This window comes from Pseudomonas sp. Pseusp3, assembly GCF_047304225.1.
Lineage (GTDB): Bacteria > Pseudomonadota > Gammaproteobacteria > Pseudomonadales > Pseudomonadaceae > Aquipseudomonas > Aquipseudomonas fluorescens_CD.
The window spans coordinates 27797-47441 of the sequence record NZ_JBGLYV010000040.1 but is presented as its reverse complement, the minus strand read 5'-3'; the positions used below and the strand labels follow the sequence as shown (position 1 = coordinate 47441).

14 protein-coding genes are annotated in these 19645 nt (G+C 60.2%); 1 reads left to right on the top strand and 13 read right to left on the bottom strand.

Features of this window, described 5'->3' with window-relative positions; translation table 11 throughout:
- Window positions 1-9: 9 nt before the first annotated feature.
- The 13 genes from ACCD00_RS15615 to yaaA form a co-directional block, all read right to left on the bottom strand.
- A complete protein-coding gene (locus ACCD00_RS15615) occupies window positions 10-1461 on the bottom strand; it encodes a mannose-1-phosphate guanylyltransferase/mannose-6-phosphate isomerase (protein ID WP_413425845.1) in 1452 nt (483 codons plus the stop codon).
- A 213-nt stretch (window positions 1462-1674) separates the two neighbouring features.
- Window positions 1675-2331 carry an alginate O-acetyltransferase AlgF gene (locus tag ACCD00_RS15610; RefSeq protein ID WP_008018613.1) on the bottom strand — a complete coding sequence of 219 codons (657 nt, stop codon included), beginning with the start codon at window positions 2329-2331 and terminating at the stop codon, window positions 1675-1677.
- A 14-nt stretch (window positions 2332-2345) separates the two neighbouring features.
- Entirely contained in the window at window positions 2346-3521 is a 1176-nt protein-coding gene (locus ACCD00_RS15605; RefSeq protein WP_413425843.1) for an alginate O-acetyltransferase, read from the bottom strand.
- 11 nt (window positions 3522-3532) lie between these two features.
- The gene (locus ACCD00_RS15600; RefSeq protein ID WP_413425841.1) at window positions 3533-5098 is read right to left on the bottom strand and encodes an MBOAT family O-acyltransferase; all 1566 of its coding nucleotides are present in this window, start codon (window positions 5096-5098) and stop codon (window positions 3533-3535) included.
- 194 nt (window positions 5099-5292) lie between these two features.
- A complete protein-coding gene (locus ACCD00_RS15595) occupies window positions 5293-6414 on the bottom strand; it encodes a mannuronate-specific alginate lyase (RefSeq protein WP_413425839.1) in 1122 nt (373 codons plus the stop codon).
- A gap of 8 nt (window positions 6415-6422) precedes the next feature.
- Window positions 6423-7871, bottom strand: a complete 1449-nt coding sequence (locus ACCD00_RS15590; RefSeq protein WP_413425837.1) for an alginate O-acetyltransferase — start codon at window positions 7869-7871, stop codon at window positions 6423-6425.
- Between the two features lie 10 nt (window positions 7872-7881).
- Entirely contained in the window at window positions 7882-9474 is a 1593-nt protein-coding gene (algG, locus tag ACCD00_RS15585; RefSeq protein WP_413425835.1) for a mannuronan 5-epimerase AlgG, read from the bottom strand.
- A 26-nt stretch (window positions 9475-9500) separates the two neighbouring features.
- A complete protein-coding gene (locus ACCD00_RS15580; RefSeq protein ID WP_413425833.1) occupies window positions 9501-10982 on the bottom strand; it encodes an alginate export family protein in 1482 nt (493 codons plus the stop codon).
- On the bottom strand, window positions 10979-12490 hold the full coding sequence (gene algK / locus ACCD00_RS15575; RefSeq protein WP_413425831.1) for an alginate biosynthesis TPR repeat lipoprotein AlgK: 1512 nt from the start codon (window positions 12488-12490) through the stop codon (window positions 10979-10981). Before algK ends, ACCD00_RS15580 begins: the two co-directional genes overlap by 4 nt.
- A 9-nt stretch (window positions 12491-12499) precedes the next feature.
- Entirely contained in the window at window positions 12500-13669 is a 1170-nt protein-coding gene (locus ACCD00_RS15570) for a PilZ domain-containing protein (protein ID WP_413425829.1), read from the bottom strand.
- A 36-nt stretch (window positions 13670-13705) separates the two neighbouring features.
- Window positions 13706-15187 carry a mannuronan synthase gene (alg8, locus tag ACCD00_RS15565; RefSeq protein WP_413425827.1) on the bottom strand — a complete coding sequence of 494 codons (1482 nt, stop codon included), beginning with the start codon at window positions 15185-15187 and terminating at the stop codon, window positions 13706-13708.
- A gap of 95 nt (window positions 15188-15282) precedes the next feature.
- The gene (locus ACCD00_RS15560) at window positions 15283-16599 is read right to left on the bottom strand and encodes a nucleotide sugar dehydrogenase (protein WP_057395846.1); all 1317 of its coding nucleotides are present in this window, start codon (window positions 16597-16599) and stop codon (window positions 15283-15285) included.
- Window positions 16600-17409: 810 nt separating this feature from the next.
- A complete protein-coding gene (gene yaaA, locus ACCD00_RS15555) occupies window positions 17410-18189 on the bottom strand; it encodes a peroxide stress protein YaaA (RefSeq protein ID WP_413425825.1) in 780 nt (259 codons plus the stop codon).
- Window positions 18190-18453: 264 nt separating this feature from the next.
- Between yaaA and ACCD00_RS15550 the strand changes: the two genes are divergently transcribed.
- Complete coding sequence (locus tag ACCD00_RS15550) at window positions 18454-19578, top strand: polysaccharide deacetylase family protein (protein ID WP_413425823.1); 1125 nt, start codon at window positions 18454-18456, stop codon at window positions 19576-19578.
- The last annotated feature ends 67 nt before the right edge of the window (window positions 19579-19645 follow it).

The following is a 19645-nucleotide window of genomic DNA, read 5'->3' as shown; positions in this document are numbered from 1 at the left end:
ATTAATCAATTACTGCGCGATAGTCTTCACCGAAACCCCACGCTCAACCGGCGTAGACCGCCCGTAGATATCCTCGAACCGCTCGATATCGTCCTCACCCAGATAACTTCCCGATTGCACTTCGATGATCTCGAGTGGAATCTTCCCTGGGTTACGCAAGCGGTGAACCGAAGCGATCGGAATATAGGTCGACTGGTTCTCGGTCAGCAGGAACACGTTCTCGTCGCAGGTCACCTCGGCGGTGCCGCTGACCACGATCCAGTGTTCGGCGCGGTGGTGGTGCATTTGCAGCGACAGGCACGCGCCCGGTTTGACCGAGATGTGCTTGACCTGGAAGCGGCCGCCCATGTCCACCGAGTCGTAGGAGCCCCACGGACGGTAGACCTCGCAGTGGTTCTGGGTTTCGCTGCGGCCCTGTTCGTTGAGGGTGTTGACCATCTGTTTCACGCCTTGGACCTTGTCCTTGTGGGCGATCATCATGGCGTCCTTGGTTTCGACCACGACGATGTTTTCCAGGCCGATCACCGACACCAGTTTACCGTTGCCGTGGATCATGCAGTTGCGGCTGTCCTGGATCACCACGTCGCCTTTGCTGACGTTGCCGTTGGCGTCTTTTTCATTGACTTCCCACAGTGACGCCCAGCAGCCGACATCGCTCCAGCCGGCGGTCAGCGGCACGACGCAGGCGCGTCGGGTTTTTTCCATTACCGAGTAGTCGATGGAATTGTCCGGGCAGCAGGCGAAGGTGGCTTCGTCGAGGGTGATGGTGTCGGCATCCTGCTTGCTGCGTTCCAGGGTCAGCACGCAGGTGTCGTAGATGTCCGGATCGTGCTTTTTCAGCTCTTCCAGGAAGCGGCTGGCGCGGAACAGGAACATGCCGCTGTTCCAGAAGTAACCACCGGACTGGACGAACTCGGTGGCGCGCTTCACGTCGGGTTTTTCGACGAAGTGCGAGACGCGGCTGACGCCTTCAGGCAGCAGCGAGTCGTTGGTCGACTTGATGTAGCCATAACCGGTTTCCGGCTTGGTGGCCGGCACGCCGAACAGCACCATTTCGCCGTTCTCGGCAGCGACGGTGGCCAGGGCCAGGGCGCGCTGCAGGGCTTTCTGGTCTTCCAGCACGTGGTCGGCCGGCAGCACCAGCATCAGCTCGTCGCGACCTTCGTTGACCAGCATCATCGCGGTCAGGGCCACGGCCGGCGCAGTGTTGCGACCGAACGGCTCCATCAGGATGCGCTGGGTTTCCAGTTTGCGCGCGGCCAACTGCTCGTTGACGATGAAACGGTGGTCCTTGTTGCAGACCACGATAGGCGTGTCCATACCTTCGAACACCAGGCGTTCCAGGGTTTGCTGGAAGAGGGTGTGCTCGCCGGTCAGGGCCAGGAACTGTTTAGGGAACTGCTTACGGGAAAGCGGCCAAAGACGTGAGCCACTACCACCTGACAAGATCACCGGAATCATGTTGTTACTCCTTGAATATCGATTGGTTAGAGCTACCGCGTTTGTGTCGTTTCACTCTTGTTTTTGTTCCGTGTCCGGATTGACGCCCCGGATCAATGTGGGAGCGGGCTTGCTCGCGAAAGCGGTGTGTCAGTCGACATCGTTGGTGAATGTCAGACCGTATTCGCGAGCAAGCCCGCTCCCACAGAGGGATGCGTCAACCCGGAAAATTGATTAGCGCGTCGACACCGGGCGTTTCACCCAGACCGGCGACAGGCTGCTGCCGTTGCCGGTGACGTACAGCACCGCGGCTTCACCGCGTTCCAGGGCGACCGGTTTCACGTCGCCGACTTTGGTTGCGCCGTCATAGAGCGCCAGGCTGACTTTCACCGGGTTGATTTCACGTTCGCCACGGCCCTTGGCGGCTACGTTCGGGACCACGTCGGTCTTGCCGTCGGCGGTTTTCAGGGTCAGCGTCTTGTCGCTGAGGTTCTGTACGCGTACCAGGGACTTCTGCTTGTTCTTGAACGGCGGCTCCTCGATCAGTTGCGGTGCGCCGCTGGCGTTGTTGACCAGGGTGTAATAGTGATCGCCGGCCAGTTTCACCGGCAGGGTCTGGCTACCGACCTTGGCGCTGTAGTCACCGCCCGGCATGAAGCTGAAGTCACTGCTGGACAGTGGCGCGACGTCACTCAGGTTGGTGCTGCCGACGGTGGCGCTGACTTCGGCGTTGCTGGCGTTGTAGATGCGCACGAAGGTCGAGCCTTTCGGTGCGGTCGGGCCGTAGAGTGCTGCGTCGCCACCAGCGAAGGCCTGTATCGACAGCACGCTGAGGCCGGCAACCAGAGCAAAGCTTTTAGCGAGACGACGCGGAGTTGTAGTGAAAGTCATGGTGTACCTCTCTTTCAGTTTTGCGCCCGGTCGGGCGTCTCGGATTTGTTGTTGATGGCTACGTTTTGTTGGCGCGCGCCGGCTTGTTTAAGCTCTGCGACCCACTGCGGGTCGGCGTCGCCGATTTCGTTGTTCACGGGCAGATATCGTTCAGGAAACTCCCAGATCAGCACCTGTGGCGGGCTGTTCTTGAAGGCATCGCTTTTCAGGTAGCTGAGCATCGGCAGAATCGGGCCGTGGCCGTCTTCGGCGTAATTGACCACGTCACTGTGCAGGGCTTGCTTGAGCGCACCGACGAAGTTCCAGTTGGGGTTGGCGCTGTAGCTGGTGCCGATCAGGGCCACCGGCACTTCGGTGTTGGCGAACAGGGCATCGTCACCGGCCGGTTGGTCATCCGCTGCCACGGTGTTGCGCTTTTGCAGCGACTCTTGCGCCGGCATCAGGTTTTCGAACAGTGGGTCCAGCGGCAGGAACAGACGCAGGTCGCCCTTGTGGGTGATTTTCTCCGCAGGCTCGGTGACGAAACGCTGTGGCTCGCCGCTCAGCGGGTACTTGTCGGCGATGGTTTGGGCCAGGCGGTTGGCGGCGATCTCGGCGCCTTCCGGGGTCCAGTGGGTGTCGGTGCGCAGGAACACTTGCTGGCCATTCTGTTTGGCCTGTTGCAGCGGGCCGAGCAGGTCAGGGGCCGGAATCCGGTCGGCGGCCAGGCGCTGGTGGAAGTCCTTGTAGAGGTTGGCGTGGATGCTCGCCGGTTTCACTTCACCGAGGTGTTCCGGGTACAGGCGCACCTTGGCTGGCACCACTGCCATAACCAGTTGCACGCCTTTTTCCTTCAAGGTCTGGCGCACGCCTTCGACCAGCGCGTAGTTGCCTTGCAGGTTCAGTTCTTCGTTGACTACCGGGTGGAATTCTTCATCGCTGTACAACCACTGGTCGCGACCGAGCACCACGCCCGGACGACCTTCATTGAACAGTTTGAAATCCAGCGCGGCCCAAAGATTGGTGCCCAGGCGCTTGATCGGGAACTCGTCGTCGTAGTGCGTTTCCACGGCTTTGGTCCAGCGACCGTTGAGCACCGTCGCATCGGCGTTGGTGCTGAAGCCGAAGAAGCTGCGCACCGACCACAGACCGAGCACCAGCAGGGTCACCAGGAACAGCGCGATGTAGAAGATACGTAATGAGCGGGTCATGGTCAGATCCCTCAGAACTGGAAGTAAAGGAACGGCGAGAAGCTTTGCGCCGAGAGTTTGAGAATCGAGGCGATGAACAGCAGCAGCACCAGCGCACGCATCACGTAGCGCGACCAGTCAGCGCTCCAGTAGGCCGGTTGCACCTGGGCTTCGACGCCGACGGTGTAGCCAGGCTGATGGATGCTTGCCGGGTTATCCCCTGGCACGGCCTTGATCGTTCCGGCTGTAGCGGCGGCCGGGCCGTCGGCGTCGACGTTCTCGGCAGGCTTGGTCTTGACCGGTGGCTGATTGCTGTAGAAGTCGCGCAGGCCGAAGAACGCCAACGTCACGTAGGCCACGATCAGCGTTGCCACTTGCAGGCCGGTGAGGCTGGCCTGGTTGAGTTCCGACAGCGACCAGTCGCCGAAGCTGAACATCGCGCCATACATGCGCCCCGCAACGTGCAGGTTTTCCGCGCGGAAGATCACCCAGCCCATCACCACCAGCAGGAAGGTCAGTGCCCAGCGAATCGGGTTGAAGCTGCGTGGCGAGGTGTTCAGACCGATGGCTTTTTCAATCGCCAGCCAGGTGCCGTGCCAGGCGCCCCAGACGATGTAGGTGATGTTCGCACCGTGCCACAGACCACCGAGCAGCATGGTCAGGAACAGGTTGCGATAGGTCATCAGCGTGCCTTTGCGGTTACCGCCGAGGGTGATGTACAGGTAGTCACGCAGCCAGGTCGACAGGCTGATGTGCCAGCGCCGCCAGAACTCGGTGATCGACTGGCTGACATACGGCTGCTTGAAGTTTTCCATGAAGCGGAAACCCATCATCAGACCCAGGCCGATAGCCATGTCGCTGTAACCGGAGAAGTCGAAATACAACTGCGCGGTGTACGCCAGCGCGCCGAGCCAGGCATCGCCCGTGGTCGGGTTTTGCAGGGCGAAGCAGTGGTCGGCCACCACCGCCAGGGTGTCGGCGATGAAGACTTTCTTGATGAAACCCTGCATGAACCGCGTGCAGCCCTCGGAGAATTTGTCGAGGGTGTGGGTGCGGTTGTTGAACTGGTCGGCCAGGTCGCGAAAACGCAACACGGGGCCGGCGATCAAGTGCGGGAAGATCGCCACGAATGCCGCGAAGTCGATCAGGTTGCGGGTCGCCGGGGTGTCGCCACGGTAAACGTCGATGATGTAGCTGATGGACTCGAAGACGTAGAACGAGATCCCGATCGGCAGCAGCACGTGGGTCAGGATGAAAGGTTCCAGGCCCACCGATGTCATCATCGCGTTGATGCTGTCGACGCCGAAGTTGGCGTACTTGAAGTAGCCGAGGATGCACAGGTCGACGGCCACACCGAGCAGCAGCCAGCGCTGCGCCGGTTTGGTCCTGACCCCGGCGGCACCGACTTTCAGGCCGATCCAGTAGTTCCACAGCGTGACGCCGGCGAACAGCGCGAGGAAGTCCACACGCCACCAGGCGTAGAACACGTAGCTGGCAATCAGCAACAGCAAATTGCGATAGCGTTGCCCGCTCAGGTAGTACAAGCCGAGAAAGATCGGCAGGAACAAAAACAGGAACACGTTGGACGAAAAAACCATCCCGATCTCTCCTTGTTTGAATCAACAGTCAAGGGCCAACGGCCCCCCCAAACCCCCCATGAAAATCTGAAGGGCGACACATCTTCACTGTGGGAGCGGGCTTGCTCGCGAAAGCGGTGTGTCAGTCGACATCAATGGTGAATGTCAGACCGCTTTCGCGAGCAAGCCCGCTCCCACAAGGGACAGCACTTGGCCTAAGAGCCTTTGCCTTTTTCATTGGCTGGGTCGTAGACCTTGGTCAGGTCGCCGCCGAGGCGGAAGGTCTTGAACGGTTGCATCTTGTGTTTCTTCGCCAGCACCTCGGGCGAGCAGGTGTAGAGCGAGCAGAACGGTTCGAGCCAGGCGAATTTCATGTCCTCTTTCAGGTCGGTCATGTCCTGTTCCTTGCCGTTCTTTTCCTCGAACTCATCCGGGTCTTTCACCCCGGACAGCACCCGGTCACCCAGGCGTTTGAGCGCGCCATTGTTTTCCTGGCGCAGATCCACACCGTTGACCTGGGCGAAACTGGCGATCATCGCCAGCGGTGGCAGGGCGTAGTTGTGGTAAGCCAGGGCCCGTTGCTGACGCTTGAGTTCATTGGGCAGGTAGCCGTCGGCGTCGACCTGGTTGGCGCCGACCTTGTATTCCTTCACCGCCCAGTCGAACAGGTCGCGACGGTTGGTGGCGATGGAGGTGGCCATCACCGACCAGGCGGCCCAGTACGAGTGGTTGTTGGTCTGGTCGAGCGGCAGGTTGTCCCAGTCGCTGACCACCTGGTCGGCCATCTTGCTGAACCAGGCTTCGATCAACTGCGCTTGCTGTTGATGGGTGGCCAGCGGGTGGGAGTCGGAAAACTTCAAGCGGATATACGCCGAAGCCATGCTGCCCAGCGCCCATTTGCGCATCGACTTGCCGGTGTGGTTGAAGTCCTTGGACATCAGCGCGTCGGCCTGGGCCCAGGCGGTCAACCAGTCGAGCGTGCATTCCAGCTGTTCCGGGCGACCGTCACGCATGAACTGCATCACGCGCTTGCTGGTGCCGCGCTCGATCTTGGTGATGTCGGCGGTGCTCTCGCGGAAGGCTTTTTCCGACTGCACGTTCAGGGTCGCGCGGGCTTTGTCCGAGCCTTCGTACTTGCTGCGAAATTGCAACGAGCCGGTGTATGGCGTCGGCATCGCATCGCAGCCTTCGCTTTTGTCGCCCGTCTTGAATTTATCCACAGGCGCAAAATAGCCCTGGGGTGGACGCAGTGGCGCAGCCGCTTGCGTGGCCCCGGCGAACATCGCCAGGCTCAGGAGCGTCGGTGCCAACAGAGTTGAAAAGTTCGGATAGCGCATAGCAGACCTCATTGCCCGACCGAAGCAGTACGCTGCTCGGCGCCCGGGAATACGTTGCGTTTGCAGATTTTCGCTTCGACTTTCTGTGGTGCGGCACCGGCTTCGGGGCCCTGGACTTCAACGGCCAGCAGGTTCTGCGAGGCCCAGTCTTCATCCGTGCGCAACTCGAAAGCGAAACGCCCGTCAGTCTCGGATGTTTCCGGTTTGTCGATCTTGATGTCCTCGTGGCGACCGTTCATGTACCAGAGGGTGGCTTGCAGGGTTTTCACCGAGGTGTCGGCGAAGCGGATGTCGACCTGGTGGCTGCTGTTGCGCAGGTCCATGTTCTTGCTGTTGACCATCAACTCGTTTTTGCCCGGCTTGAGCGTGGCGCTGCCGGACATCTGCGCATCCTTGCCTTCGCAACCGTTGTCCAGCAACGCCATCATCTGGCGGTAGATGGTTTCCTGGTCGAGGCGGTACAGCGGCGAGAATTCCCAGATGAGAATCTTCGGCGGGTTCTTCTGAAACTCGTCGCTGCCCAGGTACTGCAGCATCGAACCTTCCAGGCCGCCGCCGGGGAATGCCACGTTGAGGATGTCGGCACCGATGGCCTCTTCGAGGAACCCGGCGAAGTTGTAGTTCTTGCCGCTGTGGGAGGTACCCACGAGGGTGATTTGCGGATTGCCGGAATCGCCGAACAGATCGCCATCGCCCGCTTCGCCCTTCGGCTCGGTGGTGAACTGATCCATGTACTGGATCGCGTAGCTGGTGCCACAGAGTTGACCGGCCATGTTGTGCAGGGTTCCGGTCTTGCCCATGCGACCCGACTTTTTGGTCTCGAATTCGCGCTTGGGAATGTCGGCGAATTCAGGCAACTGCTTGACCTTCTCGGCGACGATTTTCGCCGTGCGCTGGGCACCGTATGGCGTCCAGTGCTGGTCGCCACGGAAGTAGAAATCGTGGGCGGGCAGGGTGTCGGGCAACGATTCGTTGGTCAGCGGCGAAAGGTCCGGGACCACATAACCCATCTGCGCGAAACGACCGAGCATGGTCTTGTAGTTCTGCAGCGCCTTGTCGTAGTCGAAGCTGGCTTTCTCCGCCGGGTTGAGCTTGTTGCGGTTCACCAGGCCACGGGTCGGCTGGTACACGATGACCAGTTCCACGCCTTTGCTCTTGAACGCATCGTGCAGTTGTTTCATGCGTTTGTAGCCGGCGGGCGTGGTGTCGAATTCGGTGCGCAGGTCTTCCTGGGTGCGGAACAACCAGTCGCCCTGGGCCTGTACCAGCGTGGTGAAGTTCTGCTGGTAACGGGTGGTGTAGTTTTTTGCATCGTGGGCGGCCGGGCACAGGCTGCAGCACGGTTCGGCACTGAACTTCGGTGCCTGGACTTCATCGGCACGCGCACCGCCGCTGGCCGCGAGAATGCCGGCGGTCAGGGCCGACAGGCTGAGTAATTTGATCAAGTGTGGGTGCATAAGATTGTCCTCAGTCCCGCATTTCGGTCTGGCGTTCGACAGGGTCGATCAGCACGGCTTTCTGCTGGCGCACCAGCAGGTCGAGAATTTCATCCTGACGATCGCCAAGGATGCCGGTGAAGCTGATGCCGCTGGATTTGGTCGGTGCGAGCATCGACACGCGATACAGCTCGACACTCAGCGGCGAGTCGATGGACAGCGGCCCGCTGCCGTTGGCCGCCAGCTCACCACCGACCACGATCAGCGACACCTGGGCGTCGAACGGGTCGAGCTTGATGTCACGGTCGGTGTTGCTCAGGTCCTTGATGTGCCCGTAGACGCCGGTCAGGCCGTTGGCCATGGCGACGTTTTCGTAGAGGCGAATGTTCACGCTGTTACGAATACGGATGCCGTGGCGCTTGTTGCTCAGCACACGGTTGCCCCACAACAGGTTGTCGGCACTCTCGTAGAGGGTGATGCCGTCGGTGTGGTTCTGGTAGATCTCGTTGTGGGCGATCAGGTTGTTCACGCTGTTACGGTCGATCACCAGCCCCGAGAGGTGGTTGTCGTAGCTGCGGTTGTTGAAGATGAAGCTGTCGTTGACCTCACGGGAAATAATGATCCCGTGCTTCTTCTTGGTCCCGTACACCGTGTTGTCGGCGATGATCAGACCATGGGAACGGTCGTGCGGGTCGATGCCGTAGACGATGTTGTCTTTGTAGGTGTTGCCCTTGACCACGAAGTCGCGGGTTTCATAGCAGTAGAAGCCGTACCACATGTCCGAGAATTCGGAGCCGACGATCCAGCCGGTCGGTTCAGGACGCTTGAGCACCTTGGCCATGTTCGGCGTGTACTGGGAAATACTCACGCCATAGGACTTACTGTTGGCGTAGCCGAAACTGGCGATCTTGCTGTTGGCGATGTAAGTCTCGGTGCCGCCCCAAGCGAGCAGGAACGGACGGAACTCCTTCGGAGAGTTGAACGTCGCCGGGCCGTTGTCCTTCTCGCGCCAGCCGGTGATTTTGGTGTCGCGCACGAACAGCTGGCCGTCGTTGACCAGGAACGAACCGGCCTCCTGGGACAGGCGCAGTTCCCGGGTCTGCTTGTCGATTTCCAGAATGCCGTGGCGACCGACCACGATCGGCAACTTCGCCAGGTAAACCCCTGGCGCGGTTTCGATGACGTACTTGGGTTGCTTCTTCGCCAGGTCCTTGAGGTTCATGTAGCCGTCGTCGACGAAGATCGCCTGAGGGATGCCGTGCTGACGCACCACCCACTCGGCCATCTTGTTGTCGCCGCCGATGAAGTCCTTCAGGGCGTCTTCCTGCATCATCCGGCGCACGCTGATTTTACCGGCCTTGCTGCGCACGATTTTCGCGGCGATGGCTTCGGCGGTGTAGCCCGAGACATCCGGCAGTTTCGGCGTGGCCAGTTCCAGCGGCGCGGTCGGTGCGCTGCTGACGGTATAGGTCTTGGCCTGTTGCAGTTCCTTGGCGATGGTGGCCGCGTGTGCCGGTTTGGCCGGCTCTACATTGGCCGGCTCTACATTGGCGAAGCCGGCCGAGCTTGCCAGCAGCATCGCGCCGGCCAACAAGGTGAGCGAACCTCGCTTCGAATTGTTCATGTCGGGCACTCCCTTCGCGGCTTGCATCAGAAGCGCCAGATCACGTCGATGAACGCGCGGTGCATATACGAATCGACTTCCTTGCCGTAGGCATCGCCCGGCTTGAACACACCGCCACGGAAGCGCACCAGGGCCGAAGGCTCATCGATGGACTGGCTCAACGCCGCTGGCAACAGGCCTTGCTTGAAGTACTTGGTGACCACCAGGTCCATCTCCTGACCGAGGTCTTTCTCGCCATCGTTCAGCGGCAGCGAAGTGCTGGAGAGGATTGCGCCAGTTACGTCGTCGGTGTTGTTCTCGACGGCGTTGATGCCATTGCTGCCGACCGGCTTGTTGCCGTCGACGCGCCAGAACTTGTGGTAGATCAGGCTGGCGTCGTATTCATCGTTGAGCATCCACGAGCCGAACAGGGTGGCGGTCTGCATGTTGTTCATTTCGCCACGGAAGGCTTCGCCGAAACGGTGTACCCGCGAGCGGGTGCCGGTGTAGTTCGAGCGATTGCTTTCCAGGCCGTTCTGTTGGTAATCGGCGCTGGCGCGGGCATAGGCGGCACCGACTTGCCATTGCGGGTCCAGGCGCAAACGCACGCCGACATCGGTGGCCCAACCGTTAAGGTCATCACCGTGCTTGGCTTCGGTCGGGCGTGTGCCATCGGCATTCAGCGGGTTGACCGTGTCGGTGTCGCCGCGCATGCCGGTGATGCTGCCCCAGTAGTTGACCGTGTTGGTGTTGCGCCAGTTATAGGCATCACTGTCGGCGGTCAGGCCGATCCAGCTGATGTCGCCGTTCTGTTTCTTGTCCAGCGAATCGGCCGGCACACCTGGCTCCGGGAAGTCGAGCTTGCCGTTGTCATGGGTGTGATGACCGCGAATGCCGACCCAGTTGCCGGGCGTCCACTGATACGCGGCATCGGCGTAGGCGTGCAGGCGATCCTTGTCTTTCGGTGCCAGTTCCTTGAGGTCGGTGCGGTACTCGCTGAAGCGTTCGGCGATACCGACGTTGGCGCGCAGCAGGGTGGTATCGAAAGTCCAGTTCAGGGCTTCGATGTTGGTGTCGCGCCATTGGCCGTCGTCATTGCGCAGGCGTTGGCGACCGAGCTTGAGGATCTCGCCGGGGTAGGGCGTGAAGCCGCTGTAGCCGACCCAGAACTCGCGCATGGCCAGGTAGTTTTTCTTGGTCTCGCGATCACCGTTGTCGGTGGTCTGGGCACCATCGGACTGTTGCAGGGTGTCGGTCTCGATGATGTCGGTGGACGTCACCGCCTGACCCATGGCGTAGGCACTCCACGCGCCGCTTTCGCCGTAGACCCAAGGGCGCAGGTCGAGACCGACGCCATTGACGTCGCCACCCGGGGCGGTGCCGAGATCGCGGTCGTCTTCGGACTGACCGGTGATTTTCACTTCGAGGCCAAAGTTCTTGGTTTCAGTGATCGCAGCAAGCGTCGGGCAGGACCAGATCAGCGCGAATGTCAGGCCGATGCCGGCCTTCATGAATGGATTCAATTTCATTTGGATTCCTCGCTGGCTTCTTCTTGCAGGGCGTTCAGCTCCGGCGTGTTCGGGCTCAGGGCACCGCGCACGGCCTGTTCTTGTTTCAACAGGCGTTGGGCTTCGGCCAGCCGGTCGGGTGGCAGTTGCGTTTGGATTGTTTGCGCAAGCTCGGTGGCTTGCGGAGTGTTCTGGGTCAGGGCCAGTTGGCTGAAGACATAGGCATTGAGCGGATCAGGCTTGGTGCCCTTGCCTTGGGAAAACAGTTGGGCGATGGCGAAGTCGGCGCTGTTCTGGCCGTTGCGCGCAGCGGTCAACAGATGGTCGAGCGCTTTCTGCGGATAGACCTTGCCCAGGTAGCCACGGCGATAGATCTGCCCCAGGTAGTAATCGGCGGCGACTTCGCGGCCGACGGCTTTCTGGAAGTGCGCTTCGGCGACCTTGGCGTCGGCCGGCACCAGTTTGCCTTCGTAGTAGAGCTTGCCCAGCAACAGTTCGGCGCGGGGCTGGTCGGCGGCGCGACCGTTGTCCAGGTACTTCATCATCTGGTCGACGTCGCCCAGTTCGGGGAAGTCGTAGAGCAGTTGCGCAAGGGAGACCCACGAGGCCGGGTAGCCCGGTGCGATCGGTTCGAGCAGCGACTGTGCGGTTTTCTCGTCGGTCTTGCCCAGGGACGAATCGGCGAGCACGCGGGCGACGCTGTCGACGCGCTGCGCCGAAACGGTGCCGCGAGCGTGAGCCGCTTGCAGCTGTTTGATCAGCTCGGCCTGTTGCTCTGGCCTGGCCTGTTTCTGATAGACCGTGGCCAGCTCGACGTAGCAGATGTCGTTGGTGTTGAGCGCGGCCTTGCAGATTTTTTCCACATCATTCAGATGCTGGTCATAGGTGCCCTGGGTGCGATAGAGCAGCACTTGCGCCAGACCGGCTTCCGGTTTGTTCTCGGCACGCCATTGGCTGATTTGCTGCTGCGCATTCACGTTGGGAAAGCTGTGCGGGTATTGCAGGTACAGCATTGCGAGCGGGATCAGCGTGTTGCCTTCGCCCGCGGCGGCGGCTTTTTTCAACAGGGTTTCGGCTTCGTGCTGCTCGGCTTCGGTGGAGCCGGGCTTGGCCACCAGCAGACGACCGAGGCGTGCCTGGGCGCGCGGCGAAACGCTGGCCGCGGCGCGGTAAGTCGCCTCGGCCTGTTTCATCTGCGCCGGGTCACGGCTGTCGGCCTGAATGTCGGCCAGACCGACCTGGGCTTCGCTGTAGCCCAGGTCTGCCAGTTGCCGGTAATTCTGCGCCGCGGTGACGGTGTCACCGCGCTTGAGCGCTTCGTTGGCCAGGCGCTGGTCGGGCAGGCCGGCGCAACCGGCAAGGCTCACCGCCAATGCAACGGCACACAGAGACCCCATGTGGGAGCGGGCTTGCTCGCGAAAGCGGTGCGTCAGTCGGCACTGATGTTGAATGTCAGAACGCATTCGCGAGCAAGCCCGCTCCCACAGGGGCTGCGGTGTATTCAGGATAGGTGGAGTCGTCACAGGCATGTCCTCCGGTTACAGACCAACAGCCATGGCTTTGTCGATCAGCCAGTTCAGGTTCGGGCCACGGTCGCTGTTCACTTCCACCGGACGACCGGCGAGGGAGCTGTCCAGGGTTTCGTCCGGCTGGATCAGCACGCGGATGTCGGAGGACAGGTCGGCACTTTTCAGGCTGGTGCTGCTGACGATCTTGCCGGTGCGGGTGTGGTCTTCGCCGGCGATCTGGAAGCGCACCGAAGTACCCGGGCGCACGTCGCTGAACTGGCGATAGGAGAAGCGCGCTTCTACGTTGGCTTCGCCGCCCCGCGGGACCAGCTGGAAGATCACGTCACCCTTGCTGGCGTACTGACCGTTGGCGACCATTTGCTGGGCCACGGTGCAGTCGCAAGGCGAGGTCAGCGTGCCGGTCATTTGTTTGCCGAACAGTTCTTCAACCTTGGCCGGTTGCAGTTGGTCTTCGTCCAGATGGCCCTTGAGCACGTCGAGCATGCTGGTGCTGAAGGTCGCCAGCGGTGCACCTTTGGCGGCTACGCCGTCGGGCTTCACCAGGCTCTGCACGGTACCGTCGCGAGGCATGGTGATGTTCACGCCAGGCACGCTGACCAGGCCGGCCTGGGCGTGGCTGACGAAGTACATGCCGTACACCGATTTGAAAACAAAACCGAACGCGGCCAGGCCAACCACGAAGACCCCGAGGCTGAAGGTCACGGCTTTCATGCGTCCGAACGCAGTCATGCCATGGCCGCCGTCCTTGACCTTGCGCGCCTTGGTGAAGTTGTCGCGCTGCAGGGTCGCGAGCATTTCACCCACGCTGACGATGTCGCCGGCCAGGTGCGAAGTGATCAGGTGGCGCAGGGTCGAGATGTCCCGTGGTTCCAGGTTCTGGAACTGGCAGCCGGCGCGTCCGGTCTCGCGATCGAAGGAGCGGACCTGCAACTCGACGTCCATGGCCAGGCCGAGGTTGTCGATGACGAATTGCAGGCGGGCCTTGTACACGTCACCCATTTTCAGCGGCAATTGACCGGCGTTGAACGCCAGGCCACCGGCGGACAGGTCGATCACCCGGGCTTCGACCGGTGTCCGGTCAGGGCCGAAGAAACGCAACTTGGCCGGGATTTTCACTCGGGCGTGTTGGCGCTGGGCTTCGGATTCGTGCACTACGTTGGCGTTGACGGCGGTATTCATAAAGGCGATTTCCTGGTTAATTCAATAAGGGGGCGGTCAGACCATCAACAGCAGCACGGCGACAAAGATGCTGCCGGCAGAGAAGGTCATGGTCCGAGACGACCAGGTGTTGAACCAACGTTGAAAGCTGGCGAGATCACGGGTCAGAGAAGTGGGCTGGCGAGTCCAGGACTGTTTGTCGAGGCGGAAGAACACGTAGATCTTCACCAGTGCACCGACGATCTGGTTGTAATAGAGAATCGCCGGGTAGGCCGGGCCGATCCGGTGGCCGGAGCACGACAGCAGCACGGTCAGGATCAGGCGGGTGATGCCGATCCACAGCAGGTACACCAGGATGAACGCGGTGCCGTACTTGAAGCTGGCGATCAGTGCCACGGTCAGGCCCAGCAGCGAGGTCCACATCGACACGCGCTGGTCGAACAGCACCACCGAAGTGAACACGCCGAGGCGTTTGATCCCCAGGCCCAGGGCACGGGAGTTCTGCCGCAGGTTGTTGCCGTACCAGCGGAACATCAGTTTGCGGCTGGCCTTGATGAAGCTCTTTTCCGGCGGGTGTTCAACGGTGTTGATCGCCGCGTCGGGCACGTAGAACGTGTCGTAGCCCAGGCGCATCAGGCTGAACCAGCTCGACTTGTCATCGCCGGTAAGGAACTTGAAGCGACCCAGGCGCCAATGTTGCAGCGAGTCGCTTTCCACATCGGCGATGAAGTCCGGGTTGGTGACCACGGTGGCGCGGAACACCGACATGCGGCCAGTCATGGTCAGCACGCGCTTGGACAGGGCCATCGAGCACATGTTGATGTGGCGCTGGGCGAAACGCAGCTTGTGCCATTCGCTCATGATGTAGCCGCCGCGCACTTCGCAGAACTCGTTGGTGGTCAGGCCGCCGACATTGCCGAACAGCTGGAACCACGGCACAGTCTTGAGCACCACGCCCTCGGCCAGCACGGTGTCGCCATCGATCACCGCGACCACGGCGCGATCATCCGGCAGGTGCCGGGAGATGGCGCGGAAGCCGTAGGCCAGGCCATCGCGTTTGCCGGTGCCGGGAATGCGCACGAAGTCGAGCTTGACCCGGGACGGCGGGTTCATCCGGTTCCACAGGCTTTTCACCAGCAGTTCATCGGACATTTCCACGATGGAACAGACCACGGTGGTCGGCAGGCCGCAGTCGATGGCTTCGCGGATCACCGAGCTGTAGACCTGCGCAGTGGTCAGGGCGTCGATGCGGAAACTGGTGACCATCAGAAACACGTGGGACGGGTCAGCCGCTTTGCCCAGCTTGCGCACTTTGCGCCGCAGGTACGGGTAGACGATGTATAGAAAAATCATGCCGCGCACAAAGTGGGTGGCACCCATCGAGTAGCGCCAGATGCCCACGGCGCCAATCAGGAAAATGAAGTCCTTCGACTCGGAGTCGAACGTGGACACGGGCAACGCCATGGCGAGGCCCATCAGTAAACTCAGGTAGAACAGCCAACCGGCGGCCTGGAGTAGGCCGTGTTTTAGCCTGTGCATAATCGGAATCCTAAAGTCAGTTGCAAGCCCCAAGCTTCAAGCCCCAAGCGAGGAGCTTTGAACTTGCGGCTTGGAGCTTGAAGCTTGCGGCTGCTTTACCAGCAGATACCTTCGGCGCGGCCAGTGGTGCTGGTGGCCTTGGACATGAAGCCGACCAGGTCGATCACTTGCTTGCCCTGTGGAACTTCCTGCACCAGCGCGCGGAATTTCTCGTCGCGGTTGCCGAGGATGATCACGTCGGAGTTGTTGATCACCGCGTCGAAGTCGGAGTTGAGCAAGGATGAGACGTGAGGGATCTTCGACTCGATGTAGTCCTTGTTGGCGCCGTGAACGCGGGCGTACTCGACGTTGCTGTCGTAGATGCTCAGGTCATAACCCTTGCCGATCAGCATTTCCGCCAGGTCAACCAGCGGGCTTTCGCGCAGGTCGTCGGTGCCGGCTTTGAAGCTCAGACCCAGCAGGGCGACTTTGCGTTTGTCATGGCTGGAAACGATGTCGAAAGCGTTCTGCACCTGGGATTCGTTGCTGCGCATCAGCGAGTTGAGCAACGGGGCTTCCACGTCCAGGGAACCGGCGCGGTAGGTCAGGGCACGCACGTCTTTGGGCAGGCACGAACCGCCGAAGGCGAAGCCCGGGCGCATGTAGTACTGGGACAGGTTGAGGGTCTTGTCCTGGCAGACCACGTCCATCACTTCGCGACCGTCGACGCCGACTGCCTTGGCGATGTTGCCGATTTCGTTGGCGAAGGTGACCTTGGTGGCGTGCCACACGTTGCAGGTGTACTTGATCATCTCGGCGACCGCGATGTCCTTGCGGATGATCGGTGCGTCGAGCTCTTCGTACAGCGATTGCAGAACGTCGCCGGACGCTTTGTCGAATTCGCCGATGACGGTCATTGGCGGCTGGTCGTAGTCGGCGATGGCGGTGCTTTCACGCAGGAACTCAGGGTTCACGGCCACGCCGAAATCAACGCCGGCTTTCTTGCCGGAGCAGTCTTCGAGAATCGGGATGACCACGTTGGCCACGGTACCCGGCAGCACGGTGCTGCGCACCACGATGGTGTGGCGGGTGGTCTTGTCACGCAGGACGAAACCGATTTCGCGGCACACTGCCTCGATGTAGTTCAGCTCCAGGTCGCCGTTCTTTTTGCTCGGCGTGCCCACGCAGATCATCGACAGGTCGGTGTCGCGAATCGCCTCGGCGAAGTTGGTGGTGCCACGCAGGCGACCGGTCTGGATACCCTGGGCCAGAAGTTCGCCCAGGCCAGGTTCAACAATCGGCGATTTGCCGGCATTGATCATGTCGATCTTGTCTTTGGCCACATCGACGCCAACGACGTCATGACCCCGTGCAGACAGGCAACCGGCACATACTGCGCCGACGTAACCCAAACCGAAAATGCTGATGCGCATCGCAATTACCTCTGTATTGATCAAGCCATTAGATGGCCGGAGTTAATGGTGTTCAGCGGTGATAGTGCACTCGCAAGTACGCCGTGCAGGCGCAACGATGCCGTGTGCTGGCATATAAGTTACGAGTGTCTAAATAAATGCACTCAAGGTGTGCGCAACTAGGCCTTGTTGTTATGAATTGCCCTGTTATGCAGCCGATCCTCTTTTCAAAAGATCCAGGTGCAAAGGTCTTGCACGCCTGATCTCAGGCCGAAAGCCCGTGGATCAAGCGGTCTGGTGCTCGGGTGAGCACGTTTGTAGGGGCGCTGCCTTGGCCTTGTAGGGGATAGTCATATCGCGTTATCTCCTGTCCGCTCGCTGTTGTCCAAATCAGTGATTAGTCGGCACAAGTTATTATTACAACTTCGCTACACGAATCGCTTATCTGCGTAAGTTATCTCGTACACGCTCGGCGAGAATCGTTACCGGTGGTATGAGCGGCGCGTTTGGACATAGTTCCAGTCCACTCATCATGAAATCTGAAATTTTTTGAAATATTGAGAAAGATGGCACTGCTCTCAAATTGATAGCACTTGCCGTTTCGCCCTTTATATATAGGCGGATAATTGGGGTGGATAGTTATTTGCCACTACTGTTAAAAAAAGTCAGTGCCACTACGCAAAAAAATCATTGAAGTCGAGTGAAACTAAAGTTAGGAAACTGAGTGGTGAATTTTTGGCGCCATAAAAATGGCGAAATGGCGGGGGAAGGCTGAAGTTAATCAAGGGTCGGCGCACGAAAGTTGTGGAGGTCGTGCGCCGACTGGATGCATCACTCTGGTGCGTGATCGCGCAGGAACACCAGATTGTCCGGTTTGGATTGTTCGGCGCTGTAGCGATAGCCTTGAACGTCGAATTGCTTGAGGGTCGCCGGATCGTTGATGCGTTCTTCGATGACGAAGCGGCTCATCATGCCGCGGGCCTTTTTCGCGTAGAAGCTGATGATCTTGTACTGGCCGTTCTTCAGGTCCTTGAATTCGGTATTGATGATTCGTGCGTTCAAGGCGTTGCGTTTGACCGCCGAGAAGTACTCGTTGGACGCCAGGTTGAGCAGTACGTCATCGCCTTGATCAACCAGGGCTTCGTTCAGCCATCCGCTGATGCGTGTGCCCCAGAAAGCATACAAGTCCTTGCCCCGGGCGTTGGCCAGTTTGGTACCCATTTCCAGGCGATAGGGTTGCATCAGGTCCAGCGGGCGCAGTAGTCCGTACAGTCCGGACAACATGCGCAAATGCCGCTGGGCATAGTCGAAATCGGCTTCGCTGAAGGTTTGCGCATCCAGGCCGGTGTACACGTCGCCCTTGAAGGCCAGCAGCGCCTGCTTGGCGTTTTCCGGGGTGAACGCGGGCGTCCAGCTGCCGAAGCGCGCGGCGTTGAGCCCGCCGATCTTGTCGGAAACGTGCATCAATTCGCTGATCTGCGCCGGGGACAACTCGCGCAATTGCAGGATCAGCTCCTGGGAATGGTCGAGGTACTGCGGCTGGGTGAAGCGCTGGGTCGCCGGCGGTGTTTCATAGTCGAGGGTCTTGGCGGGTGAAATCACCATCAGCATGAAGTCGTCTCCTTTAATCGTGGCGGCGATTCTAGGGGGTTGTCCTCTCTGACTCCAGCTATCGGGGTCATAGGTGATCAATGGTTCACCACAAACCTTGTGGGAGCGGGCTTGCTCGCGAAAGCGGTATTTCAGTCACCACATATATCGACTGATCCACCGCATTCGCGAGCAAGCCCGCTCCCACAGTGGTTCTGTGTTGCTGCGGGAATTGGGAGTGGATCAGCTATAGTGCCGCGCGGGTTTTGTTATGGAGACATCCCATTGCGTATCGCTTTTCTCATCTCGATCTGGCTACTGAGCTTCGGCGCCATCGCGGCACCGGGCGATGTGGCGACGCTCGATCGCAGCACCTGGCCGGAAAAGCTTGGCAACCCGACACTGTTCGATGTGGCGTCGAGGGCCGAGATCCTCATGTTTTCCAGCGTATTGCTGGCCAGCGAGTCGCTGGATGAGCCCGCCCTGGCACAGCACCTGGGGCTGCGCACGATCAATCTGGAGTCGGTCAACCGGGTTCGCCAGCGCATGTGGCAACGGCTGCTGGACAACTACAACTACGCCCAACAGAGTTGCGACCAGGATGCCTCTTTCTGTTTTCTGGTCGAGGACATGCCTACCCTGCGCGAACAGGCCAGCAAGTTCCAGGTCAGTGCAGACAGCTATTACATCAAGTGGGCCGAGCCGAGCCGTGCGTTCCACACCCAGTACCTGGACGAACAGTTGCGCAAGGCTGCGCTGTTCCCGCAAACCAGCAGCGAAGTCGATCGTTTTGGCGACTATGAGCGCACCGGCGACGAGATGCATGACCGGCTGTTTCTGCTGACCTTCGACAGCGCCGCCAACGCCGCGCCGGACAATACGGCCTGGGTCACCGAGTACCTGCGCAAGTCGAACATGAACGGCACGTTCTTCGTTCTCGGCAAGGACATCCAGGCCCGTTTGGCAGAGCATTCGGTGAGTAACCTGCAGTCGACCTACTCGACCCAGTGCATCGGCGTGCAAGGCTGGGAGTTCCGTTCCCACAGCCACTGGCAGGACTGGCAGGACTCGGTGCGCCGCAGCGCCGAACTGGTCAAGAGCAAACTGCCGGAGAACTACGTGCCACTGTTCCGTCCGCCCGATGGTCAGCGCCGTTCCGATGCCGAAGGCTTCTTCAAGGCTCAGGGTTTGCAGGTAGCGCTATGGGACATCGACGCCCAGGACGGCGCCGGCAAACTCAAGGGCAACCAGAGCGCGCAACGGGTGCTGACCTTGATGCTGCTGTGGCGGCATGGGGTGATCAATTTCAATGCGAAGCAGGATGGCGTGAAAACGGCTTTGCCGTGGCTGGTCACGCAAACGGCGCCTGTCGGGATCGGCTGGGAAGATTGCCAGGATGCATTTCGCTGAAAGCGGCGAAAGCCAGTAAACATTGGGTTTATGGCGATTTTGGAAGGGGATTCGTTGCAGGTGGACT